Genomic DNA, 18,105 nt, shown 5'->3' with positions numbered 1-18,105 from the left:
TCCAGCTTGCCGCTGCGTGCGCCGTCGGTGAAGGCGTCGGTTGCGCGGAAGTCGTAGCCGTACTTGTCGGCGGGGACCGAGGTGCGGAATTCATAGCCGTACTTGTCGCCGGCGAGGGTGTCCTTGGCGGAAGCGGCCTGGGCGGCGCCAATGGCGGCGAGCGACAGCACGAGGGTGGAAGCGAGCTTGAGGGCGAAGGTCTTGGTCATGATGTTCTCCAGTATCTTAAAATTCGTTGAATTTTGTTGATTGTTCGCTGCGACTGCCAGAACGTTGCTTTGTTTGTGCGCGCCGTCCATGTAACGAACTATAGGAGAGTCATCGGTGCGTTAGACCAGTCTTATCCGGATGGGTTGTTCAGAATTTTTGAATTCACGGGCAGGCGGCACAGCGCGGTGCGGACACCGCTTCGGCGGTGGGGGTGCCATTAGGGCGCGGCTATGGACAGGCGCATGTAGCGCGGTCCGATGCTCCAAGCTACCCTAAACAAGCCGTATCTACGATGTAGATACAGAATTTGATGTCCGAGGCTGGCGTATCTACAATGGATATCCGCTAACGGAGCCTGTTATGGAACTGTCGATTCAGAAGTGGGGCAACAGCGCGGCTGTGCGTTTGCCCGCTACATTGCTTGAACAACTCAAGGTTGCTCTAGGCGACAAGCTCGCCGTCGACGTGCGCCCTGAGGGGATCATGCTCAAGCCGGCGCGGCACAAGTATGCGCTTGGTGATCTGGTCGCGCAGTGCGATCCCAATGCGCCGATGCCCGCAGATCTGACCTCGTGGAACAACCTCGAGCCGGTCGGACGTGAAGCATGGTGAGGCGCGTCAAGTTTGATCGGGGTGACATCGTGCGGGTGAACCTGAACCCGACTGCGGGCCGCGAACAGCAGGGTGATTTCCGCCCTGCGCTTGTGCTGTCACCCGCCGCGTTCAACGCGCTCGGCGTCGCGCTGGTTGCACCGATCACGCAGGGGGGGGACTTCGCCCGTTTCGCCGGCTTCGCCGTGCCGCTGTCCGGTCCCGGTACCGAGACCCAGGGGGTCGCACTGGTGAACATGGTTCGCACGCTGGATCTTGAAGCGCGTGGCGCAAGGAAGGTCGAGCGGGCGCCGGCCGAAGTGGTAGACGACGCGCTGGCCCGTTTGCAAACGATCTTGGACTGATTGGGAGAGGACATCGGCGCGAGCGCCAACTTGGTATCAACTTCCCCAAACAAGGACGCATTGAATCCATCAGCTTGCAATCCGTAATGGCTTTCCTGACGCAACTCGCGCCCGAGTGCTAAAGGTCTTTGTCCTCATCCGTGGCGCCAAAGCGTGGCGGATAGAGCGGATAGCGCAGCGCCGCGTACACCAGCGCGACGGTGGCGATGGCGGTGATCCAGTCGATCAGGTCTTTCATGGCATTCCCTGGTTCATCCCTGGTTTGCTAGCGCCGGACCAGTCCAAGCAGCGCGTGGCTGCCATCCTGCGCGGCGGTGGATGTGCGGCCGCTGCCCCAGCCTATTGCCGCGCGGTAGCTGCCCGCGTGGCGGGGCTGCGTGGTGGCTGCGTTATCCGCCGGCTGACAGGCGTCGGCCAGCGGCGCCACGAAGAGTGCGTCTTCGGGGCAGTACAGCTCGCACATGAAGCAGGTCTGGCAGTCATGCTGGCGCGCGATCGCTGGCGGCTGTCCGGGCACGACGGCGAAGACATTGGTGGGGCATACGCGCACGCAAATATTGCAGCCGGTGCAGCGCGCGCTGTTGAGCAGCTCGATCATGCGGCTGCCTTCCAGGTGGTGCCGGCGATGTTCTCGCGCGCGGTCCAGACCTCGTCCAGCCCGCCGCTGATCACCCGGTGGCGCTGGCTTGCATCCTGGCCCGGATGATCGATGCGCCGGTGCATGCCGCGCGTCTCGGTGCGCGCCAGCGCGCTGCGGTACATCCAGCGCGCGGTGGCGAGCATGGCGGTGGCCTCGCGTGTGCGCAAGGCATGCTCTGCGCCGGGTAGCGCAGCGGCGTCGCCCCATTGCCGCCACAGCGCATCGAGCCGCGCCAGTGAATCGGTGAGCGCCTCGCCATGGCGGAACCAGTTGCGCGCGTAGGGAAACACTTCGGCTTGCACGGCGCTGACGAGCGCCGATGCGTCAGGCTCGGCCGGGGTCGCCTGCACGTGCGCCGGGTTGCCGTAGCCGGCGCTGTACAGGGTTTGCCCGGCAGTGAGGCGCGCATCCTGCGCGAAGGCGGCCGCGCCCTGGCCGGCCCACCAGCCGGATGACATCGCCCATGCGGCGTTGTGGCTGCCGCCGCCGGTAAAGCCGCCGCAGATCAGCTCGCGCGTGGCGGCGTCGCCGGCTGCGTACAGGCCGGGCACGCTGGTGGCGCATTGTGCGTCCAGGATGCGCAGGCCGCCGGTGCCGCGCACTGTGCCTTCCAATCGCAAGGTCACCGGGAAGCGTTGCGTGAAGGGGTCGATGCCAAGGCGGTCGAAGGGCAGGAAATAGTTTGGCTGGGCGCTGCGCATCCACGCACGCACCTTGACGTCCGCGCGGTCCAGCCGTGCGTACACCGCTTGCGTTTGCAGCGCGCGGGCAATCACGCTGCGGCCCTGCGCGGAGCCCGCGCCTTCCAGCACCTGGCCCCGTGCGTCATAGAAGGTCGCCCATTGGTAGAACAGCGATTTGGTGACTGACGAGAACGCGGGTCCAAGGCCATACGCATTGGAGAACTCCATGCCGGACAGGTCGGCACCGGCCTGGGCCGCCATCAGGTAACCATCGCCGGTCAGCACGTTGCAGCCCAGTGCCCGGCTGAGGAAGGCGCAGCCCCCGGTGGCGATCACCACCGCGCTGGCGCGCAGCGTCCACTCGCCCGGCTGGCCCGCGCGGGGCTGGCGGTGCAGGCCCCGTGCGCCGCGCACCGCGCCGCCGGCATCCACCAGCAGGGCCAGCGCCGGGCTGTGGTCGAGAATGCGGACGCCCGCCGCCTTGGCGCGCCGGCGCATCAGCCGCATATACTCCGGCCCTTGCAGGGAGATGCGCTGCGCCTGGCCGGAGGCGTCCTGCGGAAAGGGGTAGCCCCATTCGGCAAGTTGTTCGAGTCCCGCGTAGGTGCGGTCCAGCACCCGGTCCATCCAGGCCGGCTCGGCCAGTTCGCCGCCAAGTGTGTAGCGGCTGGCCTTGGCCGCCGCGCGCGCGGCAGGGTCCGGTGCAACGTGCCAGATGGCGGTGCCGGCTGCCGCCGTCGCGCCCGAGGTGCCGCAGTAACCCTTGTCGGCCAGCACGACGCGCGCGCCGCTTTCGGCAGCGGCAATGGCTGCCCAGGTGCCGGCAGGGCCGCCGCCGATGACCAGCACATCGGTCTGTGGCGCGGGCGTCCTGGCGCGGTACTCGGTCCCGATGGATGGCATGCGGCGATTCCTCCCGGCAGTGGCGATTGGCATATCGAATGATCGAATGACAGTAGCCAACTGGCGCGGGCCGCGCAACGAAGCTTTGGTGCAATCCATATGCGCTCGCCGCAGCGGCGGCGAGCGCGGCAATCCGTTACGCTGGCAACGAATTCAATCGGTAAGGTCAGTACTGACGGTCAGCGCTTCCCACTGGTTGATTTCCTCCTGCAATGTCTTGAGCTTCTCGCGAACGAAGCCGAGCGCATCGGTGCCCAGCAGAAGATGCACCGGCGGCCGGTCCGACGCTACCACCTTGAGGATCGCCTGCGCGGCCTTGCGGGGATCTCCCGGCTGCTTGCCGGATCTTGCCGCACGCGCGGCGCTCAGCGGCTCCAGCGTTGCCGCGTAGTCCTCGATCGTGCGCACCGTGCGTTGCAGGGATCGGCCTGCCCAGTCCGTGCGGAAGGCGCCTGGCTCGATCGCGGTCACCTTGATGCCGAAGGGGCGCACTTCCTTGGAAAGTGCCTCGTTGATGCCTTCCAGCGCGAACTTGCTCGCGTTGTAGATGCCCACGCCGGGAAACGTCATGAGGCCGCCCATCGACGTGACGTTCAGGATGTGGCCGCTGCGCCGTTCTCGCATGAAGGGCAGGACGGCCTGGATCACGCCGATCGCGCCGAACACATTCACGTCGAACTGCGCACGGATGTCTGTGGGCGTGGCTTCCTCGATGCTGCCCTCGTAACCGTACCCCGCGTTGTTGACCAGCACGTCGATCGGGCCAACCTCGCGCTCGATCTGCGCGACCACGCGCGGGATGTCCGGGCCGGACCGCACATCGAGCACGTAGCCGAAAGACTGTCCCGGGGACATCGCGGAGAACGCCGCGCACTGCGCTTGCTGGCGCAGCGTGCCGGCGACCTTGTCGCCCTGCGCGATCGCGGCCTCGGCCAGCGCGCGCCCAAAACCCGTGCTTACGCCCGTAATGAACCAGGTTTTCATCATTTCTCCAGGAGAATTGTCAGGGGGAGCCGCCGTCCTCGGCGGCTCGGTACAACGGAGTATGGACGTTGCCGACCCTGTGAAGAAGGAAGATAATCGGCAAGGACTTTGCAATAAATTTGCATAATGAATCCAGCTGAATTCCAGGCCCTTTCCGTCTTTGCCCGCGTAGCGCAGGAGCAAAGCTTCAGCGCCGCCGCGCGCGCGCTGGGTATCCCGGTGACGTCCGTCAGCTATACGGTCAGGCGCATCGAAGAGCGCCTGGGAGCCCGCCTGCTTAACCGGACGACGCGCAGCGTCAGCCTGACGGAGGCCGGAGCGCGGTTCCTGACGAGGATCTCGCCGCTCCTGCAGGAACTCGAGCTCGCCATGCGCGATGCTTCCAGATCCTCCAGCGAGTCAATGGGCACGCTGCGCCTGAACGTGCCCCCGAGCGCCATCCCGCTGGTGATCCAGCCCGTCCTGAAAGCGTTCCTGACGGCCTACCCCGACATCAATGTCGAGGTCATTGCGGATAACAGCCTGGTGGACATCGTCGGCAAGGGTTTCGATGCCGGCATCCGCTATGACAATGTGCTGGACGAGGACATGGTGATCGTGCCACTCGTCACGCAGATGCGCTTTTGCGTGGTCGCGTCTCCGGCGTACCTGAGAGACAAGGCAAAGCCGCGGCACCCGCGCGATCTCCTCAAGCATCAATGCGTGAACTACAGGAGCGCCGATACCGGCGCGCTGTATCGCTGGGAGTTCGAGAAAGCCGGTGAAACCATGCAGATCGCTGTGGCCGGGCGCATCGCGACCAATGACAACGGCTTGCTGCTGCAGTCCGCCCTGGACGGGTTCGGCTTTGCCTACCTGCAATACCGCAACGCCGAGCCGTATTTGCGGGCCGGCGCGCTGGTGAACGTGCTGGACGCGTGGATACCGCGCACGGGGCTCTACCTCTACTACTACAACCGGACGGGGATGCCGAAGAAGCTGCGCGTCTTTATCGATTTTGCCAGGATGGCGCTGGCGGATAGCAGGTAACGGGAACGCCGCCATCAGTGCCAGGCCAGCGTTATTGGCATTGCCATGCGGTGCGGGCGGCAATGGACAAGGGCGTTGGCTTGCGGCCGTGATGCGATTTACGCTGACATAGCCTGCCGCAGTGCCAGGAAGGTGCCATCCGGCTGGTAGAAGATGACCGCGTCCACGATGTCTGGCGAGGGACGGCGAAACGCGACCCGATACCCCTGGAGGCTTTCCAGGTCAAAAGTCCGCCCGTCAAATGGCCGCAGTGGCCAACTCTGCTGGCCGCCGATGCGCAGCGATAGCTGGCCCGCCGCATCGAGCGTGACGCTGATCTCCTGCACGCCGTGCATGAAACTGCCAGCGCAGAGGGCGCGGAACGCCGGGTCGAGTACGTCGCCGCCTGCCGCGCGGCGAAATACGATATCCGCCACCATCGGCTCCAAAGGCGCGCAGATCCGGTCGATGTTGCCTTCCCGGTCATAGCCGAAGCTCAGTGCGAGATTGTCGGGATGGATCTCGGCCGGCTTGTCGGCGGTGGTGAACACATCGTAGTGGCGGTGTTCGAGCTGGCCCGACATGCCGCGCCAGCGCCATGCCAGAGCGTTGTTCTCTTTGGTGATGCCGATCCGCCCGTAAGCCGGGTGTTCGTACTCGCCGGCATAGTCGTCGAGCGGATGGCTCGGCGTTGTGCCGGTCCGGCGCAATTCGCTGCGCGCCTGTTGGTCGACCTTCTGCTGAGCAAGCGCCTGGCGGCGCATGGTGAGGAACCGGTCGAACCAGTCGATCGGCTTGTGGCCGCAAAGCTGATCGAGCGCGGTGTAGGTCAGCAGTTCGGTGACGGCACTTGGGGCTCGATTGGTCAGCACCGCGACGCCAATCCGGCGTTCCGGCAGCATCGCCATTGAGTTGGCCCAGCCGACCCAGCTGCCGGTGTGGGAGACCTTCCGTTCGCCGCGATAGTGTTCCAGCGACAGGCCGAGCCCGTAGTGGAACTCACCCACCTCCTTGAACACGGAGCGGCCCACGTGCACGCGCGGGGTCATCATTTGCCGGACGATTTCCGCCGACAGCAGCGGCTTGCCATCCACGGAGCCTTCATCGATCAGCAAGCGCATCCACTTCGCCAGGTCCGACACGCAGGCATTGAGCCCGCCGGCGGGAAGAGCTCGGATAGGTGTCAGCATTGCACGCTGGCTTTCGTCGCCTTGCATGATGTGCGGATGCGCATGGTTCGGCGCGGCGGCGAGCGCTTCGATGGAGAGCCCGAAGTGCGCGAAGCCCAGCGCACGGAGCAGGCGCTCGGTGGTGAAATCCTCCCAGCGCTGCCCGCTGATGCGCTCCGCGATATGCCCGGCCACGAGATATCCCAGGTTCTGGTACTGGTAGGCTTCGCGTACGTCCCGGCTCGGCTCCAGATGGCGCAAGGCCGCCAGGATCTGCGCCATGGACAGGTCGCCCGGCGAGTGGATCCAGTCGTGGCGCGGGACGCCGCTGTGATGGCAAAGCAAGTCCCGCACGGTCACGCGCTCGGTCGCAACCGCATCGTGCAGCCGAAACTCCGGTATGTAATCGCGCACGGGCCGGGTCCAGTCGAGCTTGCGCTCGTCCACCAGCAGGCCGAGCCCGGCGGTGGTGAAAGACTTGGTGAGCGAGCACAGCAGGAACTGGGTGTCCACCGTCACGGGCGCCGGCGCTTCCGTGTCGCGCACGCCATAGCCTTTTACCAGCACCGTTTCACCATCCCGGATCACGGCGAGCGCAAGGCCCGGTACCTTCCATTCTTGCATCGACGCCTGGACGAGATCATCAAAATCACTGAGCATGGCGCGGGATCCTTGTCTCTGCAACGGCATGGCTTATTGGAGGTCGGCGCGGTTTGCGTTGTGCGTCGCGCGCCGGATCGCCAGCGGGAATCGCAGCGTGCGCCAGACGTTAGCACCGGCCCGGCATACTGTTATCGCCACCAAGGAGGGTGTGTTGTGGCCGCGCGACGGCGCAGGACGCGGCGCAATCCCGCGAGGCTCCCGGCCGGATTGATTTACCGCCAGGATCGCGCTACGATATTTTGAACGTCGTTCAATAATATTCGTCGTTCATTTATATGGATAAGATGATCGCCCCCGACATGCCGGGCCGCCGCGCCCGAAAGCGCGTGCAAACGCTGGATCTCCTTGCCCGGACCGCCATGGGCCTGTTCGAGGCGCAAGGGTATGACGCCGTGACGATGGAACAGATCGCGGCCGGGGCCGACGTTGCCAAGGGAACGCTCTACAACCATTTCCCAACCAAGGAATCCGTGCTGGCGCACTGGATCCACATGCAATTGGCCGCCGATCTGGCGCATCTGCGGCCCGAGGTCGAACAGCAGGCAAGCTTCCGGCCGGCAATCTCGCTGCTGCTCAATGCCTCGGCCGCCTGGTGCGAGGCGCATCGCGCCTACCTTTCGCCCTACCTTCGCTTTCGTTTTCTGAGCCTGGAAGCTGCGCCTCCGCCGGACGAGGCCGTGCAGGCCAGTGACATGACCGATGTGTTCGGGCTGCTGATCGCCCTGGGCCAGCGCTCGGGCGAACTGCGGGACGATCTCGGCGCGGCGCATCTGGCGTCGCTCTTCCATCACCTCTATCTCGGCGCGCTGATGCGCTGGCTGACTTTGCCTGGGCGCACGCTGCGCGAGGAGTTCGCGGTGGTGGTGACACTGTTCGTGGAGGGAAGCGCCCGCCCGTTGGCGCCGCGTGCAAGGAGCCGCAAGACACCATGAAGATCATCGTCGCAACCTACGGCACGGAGGGCGATGCCCGCCCGCTGGCCGCACTGTGCCGCGCATTGATGGATGCCGGCCACCAGGCCCGGCTACTTGCCGATGGCGCAACGCTTGGCACGGCCAAGGTCCTTGGTGTTCCGACAACCGCGCTGGCGGGGGATATCAAGGGCGCGTTGCAGCCGGAGCTTGCGATCTCCGGCGTGGTGGCGCGCAATGACGGCTTCACCAGCACGGCGAGCGCGCTGGCGCGCATTGCCAATGCCAATGCCGAGGCATGGCTGCGGGAGATCGTGGCGGCGGGGGAAGGCTGCGATGCCATCCTGGTCTCGGGCCTGGCGGCCTTCGCCGGCTTGTCGGCCGCCGAGCATCTGGGCGTGAAGGCGATCGGCACCGGGTTGATCCCGATCACGCCGACGGCGGACTTCGCCTCGCCGTTCCTGGCGCAGGCACGGCTGCCGGGCTGGCTGAATCGCACGAGCCACCACTTCGTCAACGGGATGCTGTGGCGGGCGTTTCGCAAGCAGACCAATGCCGCGCGCGCGGCCGTATGCGGGCTGCCGCCGCGGCGGCAACTGTGGACCCGGCATTCGATGCTATACGGGGTTTCGCCCAGTCTGTTGCCCCGGCCGGCGGACTGGCCGGGCAATGCGCGTGTCTGCGGCCAATGGATCGCGCCGTCACCGGACTGGACTGCGCCGCAGCCGCTTGCGGATTTCCTCGCCGCGGGGGAGCCGCCGATGTACTTCGGTTTCGGGAGCATGGCGGGGTTTGACCGGCAGAAGATGCTGGACGCGGTGATCACGGCGTGCGCAGGACGGCGGGCGCTGTTCTATCCCGGGTGGAGCGGGGTGGACACCGCCGGGCTGCCGGCGAATGTGCATGTGGTTGGCGACACGCCGCACGACTGGCTGTTTCCCCGGACATCGCTGGTTGTCCATCACGGCGGCTCCGGCACGACCCATTGCGCCGCGCGGGCGGGCGTGCCATCGGTGGTGGTGCCGTTCGCGGGTGACCAGTTCTTCTGGGCGGACCGGCTCAGGCTGGCCGGCGTGGCCGGCGCTGCCGTGAGCGGAAAGCACCTGCAAGCCTCGGCACTCGCGCGTGCCATCGCGTTCGCCCAGGGCGCCGAAGCCCGTTCGCGGGCACGCGCGCTCGGCGCCAGGATGGCGGGCGAAAACGGCCTGGCCGATGCGGTCTCGGCCATCGAGGCCATGATGCGGGATGGCACCTGATGTTACTTGGGGGCCGCGGGCGGCCAGGTATCGGGGTTTTTCCGTGTCTGCTAATTTCCGGATCGCTGGCGGGCACGACTAGAATGGATTGTCCGGAGCGAGGCGCTTCGCACTGAAGTGCCCGCCACGCCCCACATCGCTCACGTTGCTCACGCCGTTTACACCAGAGGAGCCGCCCATGTCCCTGCCTCATCTAGCTTCCGGCCAGGTGGCCAGCGTGCTGCCGCTAGGCGAGCGTCTCGCGAAGACACCCACTACCGCCTTCTTCAAGGAAAGCCGCCTGGAGGTCATGCGCCTGGTGCTGACCGCCGGCAAGCATATGCCGGCCCACGCGGTAGCCGGGCCAATCACGGTGCAGTGCCTGGAAGGGGAGGTCGATATCGGTGTGGAGGGCGCGCACCGGCTGTTGCGCCAGGGCGACCTGGTCTATCTGGAATCCAACGTGATGCACGATGTGACGGCGATCAGCAACGCATCGCTGCTGGTGACGCTGGTGCTGCTGTAGCAGGTGCCGTAGCTGGCGTCGCCAGGGAACGCTCAGTGCTTTGCCGGACGCGCGTGCAATAGCCAGAGGACTTCGAATTCCTCCGGGGTCATCGCCGTGCCGTCGAACTCCGGATCCGCGTTGATCTCGGCAAGGCCGGGAACGGGCACCAGCCCGAGATTGGTGCTGCCCGTTGCCGCGCCGGTGCTCGCGAAGCCTACGGTTCCATCCCGGAAGAATTCCAGCTTCCTGGTCTCGAAGCGTGCGCCGTCAAGCTCCGACACGAGCCGAACCGGCTCCGAGGGAAGCTCGTGCCGCCAGATGACGTCGATGTATTCCATCGGGGTCTCTCCTCAAGCCGCGTGTCGCCAAACAAAACCCTAGTCCTTGGATAGCTCGCAGAACCGCAGGTGGTTGCCAAACGGATCCGCGACTTGCAACTGCCGTCCCCAGCCCACCACGTCGATGCCCGGTTTTGCATAGCGATACTGCCTGGCATCCAGTTCGCGATGCAGGGCATCGATGTCCTCCACGGGGACGAACACCGTCGAACCTGGCGTGGCGTCGCCATGGTGCTCGCTCAGGTGCAGCGTCAGGCCGGATCGCCTCACCTGGGCGTAGAGCGGAAATTCCTCACCGAAACGATGCTCCCAATCGAGGGAAAAGCCAAGATAGCCCAGATAGAATTCCTTGGCCTTTTCGACCGAGAAGATCCGGAAGATGGGGATGGCGGGGGACAGGTTCATGGCGTTGTGCCTGCGGCTTACGCTTCGACCAGGTTGGGAATCTCCACGGCGGGATTGACGTCGGCCGCATAGTCCACGCCGTCGATGCCGAACCCGAACAGGCGCAGGAACTCCGCCTTGTAGCCCGCGAAATCGGTGAGCGCGTAGATATTGTCGTCGGTGACCTGGTCCCACAACTGCGTCACGCGGGCCTGGACATCCGGGCTGAGTTCCTTCTCATCCGTGCGCAGGCGGCCTTCCGTATCCTGGCGTGGCGACTGGCTGTACAGGCAGTCCCGGTAGAGCGAGTAGACCTGCTCGATGCAGCCTTCGTGGGTGCCGGTTTCCTTCATGACCTTGAACAGCAGCGACARGTACAGGGGCATCACCGGGATGGCGGAGCTGGCCTGGGTCACCACGGCCTTGAGCACCGCGACGCGGGCATCGCCGCCGGTGGCGGCCAGCTTGCCGCGCAGGTCCAGCACCTTCTGGTCCAGGTCYTTCTTGGCGGCGCCGATGGAGCCGTTCCAGTAGATGTCGTGGGTGACCTTCTCGCCCAGGTAGGTGAACGCGGTGGTCTTTGCATTGTCGGCGAGCACGCCGGCGGCGAGCAGGGCGTCGATCCACATTTGCCAGTCTTCGCCGCCCATCACGGCGACCGTGTGCTCGATCTCTTCCTGCGTTGCCGGCTGCAGGGCGATTTCCTTGATCACCTCTTTGTCGGTGTCCAGGCCGCGCTGCCGGATTTCCTTGCCAATGGGCTTGAGCGTGGAATTGAAGATTTCCCCCGTCTTCGGGTGCTTTCGCCGCGGCGCAGCAAGGCTGTAGACGACCAGGTCGACCTGGCCAAGATCACGCTTGATGACGTCGATGGTTTGCTGCTTGATCTCGTCGGAAAAGCCGTCGCCATTGATGCTCATGGCATAGCGGCCTTCGGCCGTTGCCGCCTTGTGAAACGCCGCCGTGTTGTACCAGCCCGCGGTGCCAGGCTTGCTCTCGGTGCCGGCGCGCTCGAAGAACACGCCGAGCGTGTCGGCGCCGCAGCCGAACGTTGCCGTGATGCGAGCGGCAAGCCCATAGCCCGTGGAGGCGCCGATGACGAGGACCTTCTTGGGTCCGTTGGCGACCGGGCCGTTTGCCTTCACGTAGGCGATCTGCTGGTTGACGTTGGCTTCGCAGCCGGCGGGGTGGGCGGTGACACACATAAAGCCGCGCACGCGGGGTCCGATGATCATGGTGGGTTCCTTGCAATTTTGGTGGATTGTAATGGAACCCCGGCGGAACCCCGGCCTTCGGCATGCGCCAGCTTGTATGGGCGTCTGTATCAATCGTCCCGCGTCAGCACTTCCAGCAGCTCGATCTCGAAGACCAGGTTCGAGTTTGGCTTGATATGGGCGCCGACCTGCCGCTCGCCATAAGCAAGGTGGGCGGGGACATGGAGCTTGCGCTTGCCGCCGACTTTCATGCCCATCAGCCCCAGGTCCCAGCCCTTGATCACGCGCCCGGTGCCGATCACGCACTGGAAGGGCTTGCCGCGATCGTAGGAGGAGTCGAACCTGGTGCCTTCCTCCAGGTAGCCGCTGTACTGGGTGGTGATCAAGGCGCCTTTGACCACGGCTTTGCCGTCGCCGAGTTGCATGTCTTCAACCTGTAGTTCGTTGCTCATCCGATGCTCGTTTTTTATGGTCATGGGTGCATTGACCGAGGAAGCAGAGTTTACATTCCGTGGCAGTGTCACCAGAAGGGGCGCGGGCGGATTTTTGCAATCGGTCCGGCTATCGTTGCTCGGGAGGAAGCCCGCGAATGGCGGCTGCAAACTGCGCATGCGTGGCCGGATCCACCGGCCGGTGCTTGGTTTTCGTGCTCGCCGGATCGTTGCCCAGGAAGTTGTTGCCCTTCCAGTTGCGCGACGGCCGGATCGGCCTTGCCATGAAGCCGCCCCCACAATTTGGGCAGACATTGCCCAGGACATCGTCCACGCATGACGCGCAGAATGTGCATTCATAGCTACAGATGCGCGCTTCCAGCGACGCTGGCGGGAGCGCCTTGTTGCAGTGCTCGCAGCTTGGCCTGAGTTCCAGCATGTTCTTTCTCCTCTGGTATGGCATGTCATGTTGGTGAATTCACTGCCATATTAACGACGGAGAAATCGCACCGCAATTCGAAAGGCACGGCTGGCGCCGGGCGACGTGGTGATCGTGGTGGGCTTCAAGCTGGTGTTCAGGGCGCTGTCCACGCCGGAGCACCGGCAGATCGCCGACTGGCTTCAGGCCGTGGTGCGGCCCTGTCCTGGCGAGGTGACGCTGGCCAGCGTTTGCACCGGCGCATTCCTGCTCGGCGCGGCCGGCTTGCTCGACGGGCGCAGCTGCACGACGCACCATGAGCACCTGGCGCGGTTGCAGCAGCGCCATCCGCATGCAGCTGCGCTACCGCAATCATCATCATCCGGTCATCCACGCCGTGCAGGATTTCCTGACCGGGCGGCCAGCCTGCGAATTGTCGTACAGCGAGCTGGCCGGCCGCTTCGCGCTGAGCTATCGGCATCTGGCGCGGCTGTTCCAGCAGGAGTGCGGCGTCACGCTCAAGCAGTACCAGCAGCAATTGTGGCTGGATCTGGCACGCAGGTTGCTGAAGGACAGCGACTGGGCAGTCGAGCTGGTTGCGCAGCGCTGCGGCTTTGCCAGCCCGCAAGCGTTGCGCGCCGCGTGGCGGCAGGAAGAGGCCGTGCCGCCGTCGCGCTGGCGGTCACAGGCTCGAACGCTTCAGCGGCGCCTAATGCGGGATCGCCGCATAGAGTGCCTTGACGGCGTTGGCGAATGCCGCCGGAGATTCGGCCGGCATTCGCTGGGTCGAGCCGGCGGACGTGGCGTTGGCGCTGGTGGGCCGCGGTGCGGTGTCGGGGCTCGACGAGAACTTGACGATGGTCAGCGCCTTCTTCGGGTTGATGTAGATCTTCTGGCCAAAGCGCCCGCTTGCCTCGATCGATCCGTCGCCATCGTTGACCTGGTACCAGTAGTCGCGGTAGGCGTAGTTGGCTCTGCCAGCCGCCAGGTTCCCGGTGGCAAACAGCGCCTGGTTGTCATTGGGCTTCAGCGCGAGGCGAACGGCTTTGCCGGAGATGGCGCCCGGGTTCTCGCCTGAGCCGGCCTTGCGAATCGCTTCGGCAAAGCGGGCGGCATCGCGCAGCGTGCTGTTCATGCCGCCACTGGCCATTTCCGTGCCGAGCTGGTCGACCTGGATATAGGCATCGTCCTCGGCAAAGCGGGACCAGATGCGCTGCGCAACCAGCTCGCTCCACGATTGGCCGGTGATCCTGCGCAGCGCCCAGGCAACTGCCTCCGGGGACCCGTTCTGGTAGTACCAGACATTGGTCCCGGCAGCTGGCTGCGGGACCTGGGCGGCCTTCAGGAAGTCGTAGATATTGTCGGGCGCGCCGTCGCGGCGCGCAATCAGGCCAACGGCGCCAAACAGGCCCAGATCGGGCGGCAGGCTTGCCGGGTAGCTGACGGCTACCTCCATGTCCAGGTTCTTCTGGATCGTGGCTTCGCCGAACGGGTTGCCGGCCAGCTCCGGCACGTAGCTGGCCAGCTTCGCGTTGGGGTCCAGCTTGCCTTCGTCGATCAGCATGGCGGCAAGCAAGCCGGTGATCGACTTGGTCATCGAAGCCCAGATATGAGGCTGCCGGGGAGCAAAGGAATCGAAGTAGCGCTCGTAGACGACTTGTCCCTTGTGCAGGACGATAAAGCCGTCGGTGTACGTATCGTGCAGGTAGCTCGACAATTTGACCTGTTGCCCCTCGAGGTCGAACGTCACATCGTCAAGGCGCGCAACCGGCGCAGCCGGCAACGCGTGCGGCGACGCGGCGCGCGTGATGCCGGCGGTGGGCGAGGTCTCCCGCGCATGGCGGAACGCCCATCGCAGGTTGGGGAGCTGGAACGCGTTCGCCTTGGTCACGCGCTTGTCCGGCGCGGGTGGAAAGCCCTGCATGATGCCAAGCCTGACCGGGTCGGTGGTCTCGGGCGGGTTTGGCGTTTGCGCGCCAGCCAGGGGGGATGCGGATGCGAGCATCGCCGCGATGGCGATCGATGCGCCGTAGCGCGCCACGCTGGCGCCGTGCCTGCTTCCACGATGCATGCCTGTCTCCATGTTCTATCGTTTGGCCTGAAATGCTACCCGTTGTGTTCGCCAAGCGCGGGAACGTGATCGTCGCTTGCGGGCAGCCCAAGCGAAAACTTGACCGGGAAGCTCAGCGCGATGGCGCTTTCCGCGGGCACCTCGCGCACCATGTTTCGCGCCTTGACGTGCGGGTCCGCGAATAGCTCCTGCGCGCTGAGCGCGGGAGAGAACGGCAGGTCGAAGGGCGCGAAGACTTCCGCCCATTGCGCAAGGGACCGCGACTGGAAGATCCCCTTGAGCAGGCCGTTCACTTCCGGCTTGTGCTGCTGGCGGCCGGGCCGCGACGTGAACCGGGCATCGAGCAGCGCCGGAAAGTCGGCGCCGATCGCCTCGCACAGGTTGAGCCAGAACTTGTTTTCCAGGATGCCCATGGCGAGATGGCGGCCATCGCTGGTCTCGAAGATATCGTTGTCCGGCATGACGGTTGGCGATTCGTGCGGGCGATCTTCGTACCCGCGCGCGGCCCAGGCGCCATGCGCGGTCCACGACAGGATGGCATCATGGATCGACACATCAAGATGCTGGCCGCGTCCATGCTGCCGCGCGCTCATGACCGCCACGGCCAGCGCCAGCGCCGCATAGCCCGAGGCCGCGTAGTCGGAGACGCGCACGCGCGGCCGGGACACCTTGTCGTCCACCTGCACCGGCACGGACCAGTAACCTGCCAGCGCGAGATAGTTCAGGTCATGGCCGGCATGGTCCGCATACGGGCCGGTCTGGCCGAACCCGGACACGGAGCACAGCACAATGGCCGGGTTCACTTGCGCGAGCGCGTCATAGCCCAGGCCGAGGCGTTGCATCACGCCGGGCCGGAACCCTTCGACAACGGCGTCCGCCGCTTTCACCAGGCGCAGGAATGCCGCGCGGCCCTCGTCGGATTTCAGGTCGAGCGCGACGGATTGCTTGCCGCGATTGAACTGCGCGAACACGGCAGGCCCGAGCTGGCGGGCGGTGTCGCCCGTGCCCGGCTGCTCCACCTTGATCACGTCCGCGCCCAGTTGCATGAGCAGGGTCGTGGCGTGCGGGCCGGGCAGGAGCTGGCTGAGATCAATGATCTTGACGTCCTTCAGGCAGGACCACTCTGGTTTCATTGCCGGCTCCCGGTGCTTTAGCTGACGTCGCCGTTCATGCCGATCGAGTGGATCAGCTTGCCGTAGCGGGCGGTATCCGCGGCCACCATGCCGTTGAACTGCGACGGCGAAGCGCTGCGGCGCAATTCCCCGGCGTTGGCCTTCAACTGCGCATCCAGGCGCCCGCTGGCCTGCAACTCCGTGACCGCGGCAAAGAGCCGCTGGGTGAGTTCGGCGGGCAGGTGCGCGGGCGCGAACAGGCCGCTCCAGTTGTCCAGCACCAGGCCGGGGGGCAGGACCTCGGCAAGCGTTGGCACCTCGGGGAAATAGACGGAGCGTGTGGATGACGACACCGCCAGTGCCCGCACCTGGCCATTGCGCAGGTACTGGGTCGCTGTGCCCAGCACAGGCATGCCGAACTGGGTCTGGCCGCTGAGCATGGAGGTGATGATTTCCGTCGCGCCCTTGTAGGGGATGTGCACGGCATCGGTGCCCGTCTGATGCAGCAAGGCCTCCACCGCCAGATGCGCGATGCTGCCTTTGCCGCCCGAGCCGTAGTTGAGCTTGCCGGGCGCGCGCTTGAGCGCGGCGATCAGGTCGCCGGCGGTCTTGTATGGCGCGTCGGCAGGCACGATGAGCGCGGTAGGGCCGCCGGAAATCGCCGCGATGGCGGTGAAATCGTGCGCGGGATCGTACGGCATGTTTCGGTACAGATGCACGTTGATCACATGCGTGTTCGCGAGAATGCCCAGCGTGTAGCCGTCCGCGGCGGCGCGCTTCAAGGCGCTCGCGCCGATCACGCCGCCCGCGCCGGGCATGTTCTCAACGACCAGCGGCTGGCCAAGCGTGCGGCCCAGTTCGGCCGACAGCGTGCGTGCGATGTTATCGGGTGCGCTGCCCGCCAGGAACGGGACGATCAGGCGCACGGGACGATTGGGATAGGGCGCGGCGGCGCGCACCGGCGTGAGCATGCTGCTAAGTGCGGCAGCGCCCGCGGTGGCGAGCCAGGTTCGGCGTTTCATAGGGGTGTCTCCAGTTCTTGGCTGCGCAGTTTGCCTGCGTCGGTCTGATCAATCGCTGCCGGCTCAGGCTTTCGCCTGCATCGGTTCGAGAATCGCGCGGGCGATGGTATTGCGCTGGATCTCGCTGGTGCCGGTGAAAATCCGGAACATGCGCAGCTTGCGGAAAGCCTGCTCCACCGGATGTCCTCGCGTCACGCCCACATTGCCGTGGATCTGTACGGCTTTGTCGGCTACCTCGAAACAGCGCTCGGAGATGAACAGCTTGCATGCCGCGGCCTTCACCCGAAGATCCGCGCCACTGTCCGCCAGCGCGGCGGTTTGCGCGATCATGCTCTCGCAAGCCCACAGCGCGGCGGCCATGTCCGCCAGCATGTGCTGGATGGCCTGGAAGCGCGCAATGGGCCCGCCGAACTGGCGGCGCTGGCCGGCGTACTCCAGCGAGGACGCATAGGCCTTGGTGGCCAGGCCCAGCATGGTGGGGCAGTGCAGCAGCCGGTTGACGTTGATGCGCGACATGCCGAGCTTGAAGCCGTTGCCTTCGCCGCCAAAGATGTTGGCGCGCGGCACCCGCACATTGACGAACTCGATGTCCCCATCGATATGCTGGCCCGACATCGGCACGTACTCGGTGCTGACCTTGACGCCGGGCAGGTCCAGGTCGATCAGCACGGCCGTGATGGCTGGGGGGGACGCAGTGGCATCGGTGACGCACATGACGATGGCAAAGTCGGCAAACGGCGCGCCGCTGATGTAGTGCTTGCGGCCGTTGATGACGAGGTCATCGCCGTCCACCACCGCCGTGGTGGAGATGCTCTGGGCATCCGAGCCGGAATGCGGCTCGGTCAGGGCGAAGCAGGTGGACTTCTCGCCCCGGATGACGGGCTGGAAGTAGCGCGCAAGCTGGTCCGGCGTGGCGTACTTGAGCATATTGCCCACGCGCGGCGGGCCGCCCAGGTCGCCCAGCACGTGCGGCGCCAGCACCGCGCCGCTGGCGGCAAGGTCCGCCTTCAGCGCGCATTGCTCGGCGATGTTCAGGCCCTTGCCGCCGAGCTCGACGGGCAGGCAGGCGGCATAGAGCCCCAGCTCGCTGGAGCGGCGCCACACGCCGCGCAGCACATCGCGCGGCCAGGCATCTTCGGACCCAAGGCCCAGCTCGCGCTCCAGCGGCAGCAGTTCCTCATGGATGTAGCGCTGGATGCTGGCGCGGGTTTCGACCAGCACGGGATTGGTGAGGTTGTCGAACAT

General features: G+C 65.5%; 20 protein-coding genes and 2 pseudogenes. 7 read left to right on the top strand and 15 right to left on the bottom strand.

The annotated features are described in order from the left end of the window. Positions 1 to 209 (bottom strand): annotated as a pseudogene (locus AC1DQR_RS35525) (hypothetical protein); the annotation flags it as partial. Positions 210 to 570: 361 nt separating this feature from the next. On the opposite strand from AC1DQR_RS35525, the gene AC1DQR_RS35520 reads away from it, so the two are divergent. Both AC1DQR_RS35520 and AC1DQR_RS35515 read left to right on the top strand, forming a co-directional pair. Beyond that, positions 571 to 822, top strand: coding sequence for an AbrB/MazE/SpoVT family DNA-binding domain-containing protein (locus AC1DQR_RS35520; protein WP_416050883.1), 252 nt, complete (start codon positions 571 to 573; stop codon positions 820 to 822). Continuing rightward, a complete protein-coding gene (locus AC1DQR_RS35515) occupies positions 816 to 1,166 on the top strand; it encodes a type II toxin-antitoxin system ChpB family toxin (protein ID WP_416050882.1) in 351 nt (116 codons plus the stop codon). Before AC1DQR_RS35520 ends, AC1DQR_RS35515 begins: the two co-directional genes overlap by 7 nt. 265 nt (positions 1,167 to 1,431) lie before the next feature. Here AC1DQR_RS35515 and AC1DQR_RS35510 read toward each other — a convergent pair whose 3' ends face one another. The 3 genes from AC1DQR_RS35510 to AC1DQR_RS35500 form a co-directional block, all read right to left on the bottom strand. After that, complete coding sequence (locus AC1DQR_RS35510; RefSeq protein WP_416050881.1) at positions 1,432 to 1,764, bottom strand: 4Fe-4S binding protein; 333 nt, start codon at positions 1,762 to 1,764, stop codon at positions 1,432 to 1,434. Then, on the bottom strand, positions 1,761 to 3,392 hold the full coding sequence (locus AC1DQR_RS35505) for an FAD-dependent oxidoreductase (RefSeq protein ID WP_416050880.1): 1,632 nt from the start codon (positions 3,390 to 3,392) through the stop codon (positions 1,761 to 1,763). The genes AC1DQR_RS35510 and AC1DQR_RS35505 overlap by 4 nt, the downstream gene beginning before the upstream one ends. Positions 3,393 to 3,545: 153 nt before the next feature. Further along, positions 3,546 to 4,379 carry an oxidoreductase gene (locus AC1DQR_RS35500; protein ID WP_416050879.1) on the bottom strand — a complete coding sequence of 278 codons (834 nt, stop codon included), beginning with the start codon at positions 4,377 to 4,379 and terminating at the stop codon, positions 3,546 to 3,548. A gap of 123 nt (positions 4,380 to 4,502) precedes the next feature. On the opposite strand from AC1DQR_RS35500, the gene AC1DQR_RS35495 reads away from it, so the two are divergent. After that, positions 4,503 to 5,405, top strand: coding sequence for a LysR family transcriptional regulator (locus AC1DQR_RS35495; RefSeq protein WP_416050878.1), 903 nt, complete (start codon positions 4,503 to 4,505; stop codon positions 5,403 to 5,405). Between the two features lie 98 nt (positions 5,406 to 5,503). On the opposite strand, the gene AC1DQR_RS35490 is transcribed toward AC1DQR_RS35495, so the two are convergent. Next, complete coding sequence (locus tag AC1DQR_RS35490) at positions 5,504 to 7,213, bottom strand: serine hydrolase (protein ID WP_416050877.1); 1,710 nt, start codon at positions 7,211 to 7,213, stop codon at positions 5,504 to 5,506. A 287-nt stretch (positions 7,214 to 7,500) separates the two neighbouring features. Between AC1DQR_RS35490 and AC1DQR_RS35485 the strand changes: the two genes are divergently transcribed. The 3 genes from AC1DQR_RS35485 to AC1DQR_RS35475 all read left to right on the top strand — a co-directional run bounded on the left by AC1DQR_RS35485 (position 7,501) and on the right by AC1DQR_RS35475 (position 9,888). Then, positions 7,501 to 8,148, top strand: coding sequence for a TetR/AcrR family transcriptional regulator (locus tag AC1DQR_RS35485; protein WP_416050876.1), 648 nt, complete (start codon positions 7,501 to 7,503; stop codon positions 8,146 to 8,148). After that, the gene (locus AC1DQR_RS35480) at positions 8,145 to 9,383 is read left to right on the top strand and encodes a glycosyltransferase (RefSeq protein WP_416050875.1); all 1,239 of its coding nucleotides are present in this window, start codon (positions 8,145 to 8,147) and stop codon (positions 9,381 to 9,383) included. Before AC1DQR_RS35485 ends, AC1DQR_RS35480 begins: the two co-directional genes overlap by 4 nt. Positions 9,384 to 9,561: 178 nt before the next feature. After that, complete coding sequence (locus tag AC1DQR_RS35475) at positions 9,562 to 9,888, top strand: cupin domain-containing protein (protein WP_043353345.1); 327 nt, start codon at positions 9,562 to 9,564, stop codon at positions 9,886 to 9,888. A gap of 32 nt (positions 9,889 to 9,920) precedes the next feature. Here AC1DQR_RS35475 and AC1DQR_RS35470 read toward each other — a convergent pair whose 3' ends face one another. The 6 genes from AC1DQR_RS35470 to AC1DQR_RS35445 all read right to left on the bottom strand — a co-directional run bounded on the left by AC1DQR_RS35470 (position 9,921) and on the right by AC1DQR_RS35445 (position 13,003). After that, complete coding sequence (locus tag AC1DQR_RS35470) at positions 9,921 to 10,208, bottom strand: DUF6881 domain-containing protein (protein WP_150984935.1); 288 nt, start codon at positions 10,206 to 10,208, stop codon at positions 9,921 to 9,923. Between the two features lie 39 nt (positions 10,209 to 10,247). After that, positions 10,248 to 10,613 carry a glyoxalase superfamily protein gene (locus tag AC1DQR_RS35465; protein WP_416050874.1) on the bottom strand — a complete coding sequence of 122 codons (366 nt, stop codon included), beginning with the start codon at positions 10,611 to 10,613 and terminating at the stop codon, positions 10,248 to 10,250. Positions 10,614 to 10,630: 17 nt separating this feature from the next. Then, positions 10,631 to 11,827: an enoyl-ACP reductase FabV gene (gene fabV, locus AC1DQR_RS35460; protein WP_416050873.1), complete on the bottom strand. Its 1,197-nt coding sequence runs from the start codon at positions 11,825 to 11,827 to the stop codon at positions 10,631 to 10,633. Positions 11,828 to 11,916: 89 nt separating this feature from the next. Beyond that, a complete protein-coding gene (locus tag AC1DQR_RS35455; RefSeq protein ID WP_416050872.1) occupies positions 11,917 to 12,258 on the bottom strand; it encodes an FKBP-type peptidyl-prolyl cis-trans isomerase in 342 nt (113 codons plus the stop codon). Positions 12,259 to 12,367: 109 nt separating this feature from the next. Further along, on the bottom strand, positions 12,368 to 12,676 hold the full coding sequence (locus AC1DQR_RS35450; protein WP_416050871.1) for a DUF1272 domain-containing protein: 309 nt from the start codon (positions 12,674 to 12,676) through the stop codon (positions 12,368 to 12,370). A gap of 39 nt (positions 12,677 to 12,715) precedes the next feature. Further along, positions 12,716 to 13,003 (bottom strand): hypothetical protein, encoded by a 288-nt coding sequence (locus AC1DQR_RS35445; protein WP_416053381.1) that lies wholly within the window; start codon positions 13,001 to 13,003, stop codon positions 12,716 to 12,718. Between AC1DQR_RS35445 and AC1DQR_RS35440 the strand changes: the two are divergent. Next, a pseudogene (locus AC1DQR_RS35440) lies at positions 12,972 to 13,280 on the top strand (helix-turn-helix domain-containing protein); the annotation flags it as partial. The gene AC1DQR_RS35445 and the pseudogene AC1DQR_RS35440 overlap by 32 nt on opposite strands. A gap of 84 nt (positions 13,281 to 13,364) precedes the next feature. Here AC1DQR_RS35440 and AC1DQR_RS35435 read toward each other — a convergent pair. The 4 genes from AC1DQR_RS35435 to AC1DQR_RS35420 all read right to left on the bottom strand — a co-directional run bounded on the left by AC1DQR_RS35435 (position 13,365) and on the right by AC1DQR_RS35420 (position 18,105). Continuing rightward, entirely contained in the window at positions 13,365 to 14,726 is a 1,362-nt protein-coding gene (locus AC1DQR_RS35435) for a serine hydrolase domain-containing protein (protein WP_416050870.1), read from the bottom strand. Positions 14,727 to 14,761: 35 nt separating this feature from the next. Further along, positions 14,762 to 15,859: a CaiB/BaiF CoA transferase family protein gene (locus AC1DQR_RS35430; protein WP_416050869.1), complete on the bottom strand. Its 1,098-nt coding sequence runs from the start codon at positions 15,857 to 15,859 to the stop codon at positions 14,762 to 14,764. A gap of 17 nt (positions 15,860 to 15,876) precedes the next feature. Beyond that, positions 15,877 to 16,860: a Bug family tripartite tricarboxylate transporter substrate binding protein gene (locus AC1DQR_RS35425; RefSeq protein ID WP_416050868.1), complete on the bottom strand. Its 984-nt coding sequence runs from the start codon at positions 16,858 to 16,860 to the stop codon at positions 15,877 to 15,879. Positions 16,861 to 16,923: 63 nt separating this feature from the next. Further along, entirely contained in the window at positions 16,924 to 18,105 is a 1,182-nt protein-coding gene (locus AC1DQR_RS35420; protein WP_183034921.1) for an acyl-CoA dehydrogenase family protein, read from the bottom strand.

It is taken from the genome of Cupriavidus sp. 05L411 (assembly GCF_056398045.1).
The sequence above is the reverse complement of the archived record's forward strand: the minus strand, read 5'-3'. Positions and strand labels throughout refer to the sequence as shown.

Excerpts from the sequence above, each read along its gene's own strand:
- AC1DQR_RS35520 (WP_416050883.1), top strand. The coding sequence starts at position 571 with ATGGAACTGTCGATTCAGAAGTGGGGCAACAGCGCGGCTGTGCGTTTG.
- AC1DQR_RS35515 (WP_416050882.1), top strand. The coding sequence starts at position 816 with ATGGTGAGGCGCGTCAAGTTTGATCGGGGTGACATCGTGCGGGTGAAC.
- AC1DQR_RS35510 (WP_416050881.1), bottom strand. The coding sequence starts at position 1,764 with ATGATCGAGCTGCTCAACAGCGCGCGCTGCACCGGCTGCAATATTTGC.
- AC1DQR_RS35505 (WP_416050880.1), bottom strand. The coding sequence starts at position 3,392 with ATGCCATCCATCGGGACCGAGTACCGCGCCAGGACGCCCGCGCCACAG.
- AC1DQR_RS35500 (WP_416050879.1), bottom strand. The coding sequence starts at position 4,379 with ATGATGAAAACCTGGTTCATTACGGGCGTAAGCACGGGTTTTGGGCGC.
- AC1DQR_RS35495 (WP_416050878.1), top strand. The coding sequence starts at position 4,503 with ATGAATCCAGCTGAATTCCAGGCCCTTTCCGTCTTTGCCCGCGTAGCG.
- AC1DQR_RS35490 (WP_416050877.1), bottom strand. The coding sequence starts at position 7,213 with ATGCTCAGTGATTTTGATGATCTCGTCCAGGCGTCGATGCAAGAATGG.
- AC1DQR_RS35485 (WP_416050876.1), top strand. The coding sequence starts at position 7,501 with ATGATCGCCCCCGACATGCCGGGCCGCCGCGCCCGAAAGCGCGTGCAA.
- AC1DQR_RS35480 (WP_416050875.1), top strand. The coding sequence starts at position 8,145 with ATGAAGATCATCGTCGCAACCTACGGCACGGAGGGCGATGCCCGCCCG.
- AC1DQR_RS35475 (WP_043353345.1), top strand. The coding sequence starts at position 9,562 with ATGTCCCTGCCTCATCTAGCTTCCGGCCAGGTGGCCAGCGTGCTGCCG.
- AC1DQR_RS35470 (WP_150984935.1), bottom strand. The coding sequence starts at position 10,208 with ATGGAATACATCGACGTCATCTGGCGGCACGAGCTTCCCTCGGAGCCG.
- AC1DQR_RS35465 (WP_416050874.1), bottom strand. The coding sequence starts at position 10,613 with ATGAACCTGTCCCCCGCCATCCCCATCTTCCGGATCTTCTCGGTCGAA.
- AC1DQR_RS35455 (WP_416050872.1), bottom strand. The coding sequence starts at position 12,258 with ATGAGCAACGAACTACAGGTTGAAGACATGCAACTCGGCGACGGCAAA.
- AC1DQR_RS35450 (WP_416050871.1), bottom strand. The coding sequence starts at position 12,676 with ATGCTGGAACTCAGGCCAAGCTGCGAGCACTGCAACAAGGCGCTCCCG.
- AC1DQR_RS35445 (WP_416053381.1), bottom strand. The coding sequence starts at position 13,003 with ATGGCGCTGCTGCAACCGCGCCAGGTGCTCATGGTGCGTCGTGCAGCT.
- AC1DQR_RS35435 (WP_416050870.1), bottom strand. The coding sequence starts at position 14,726 with ATGCATCGTGGAAGCAGGCACGGCGCCAGCGTGGCGCGCTACGGCGCA.
- AC1DQR_RS35430 (WP_416050869.1), bottom strand. The coding sequence starts at position 15,859 with ATGAAACCAGAGTGGTCCTGCCTGAAGGACGTCAAGATCATTGATCTC.
- AC1DQR_RS35425 (WP_416050868.1), bottom strand. The coding sequence starts at position 16,860 with ATGAAACGCCGAACCTGGCTCGCCACCGCGGGCGCTGCCGCACTTAGC.
- AC1DQR_RS35420 (WP_183034921.1), bottom strand. The coding sequence starts at position 18,105 with ATGTTCGACAACCTCACCAATCCCGTGCTGGTCGAAACCCGCGCCAGC.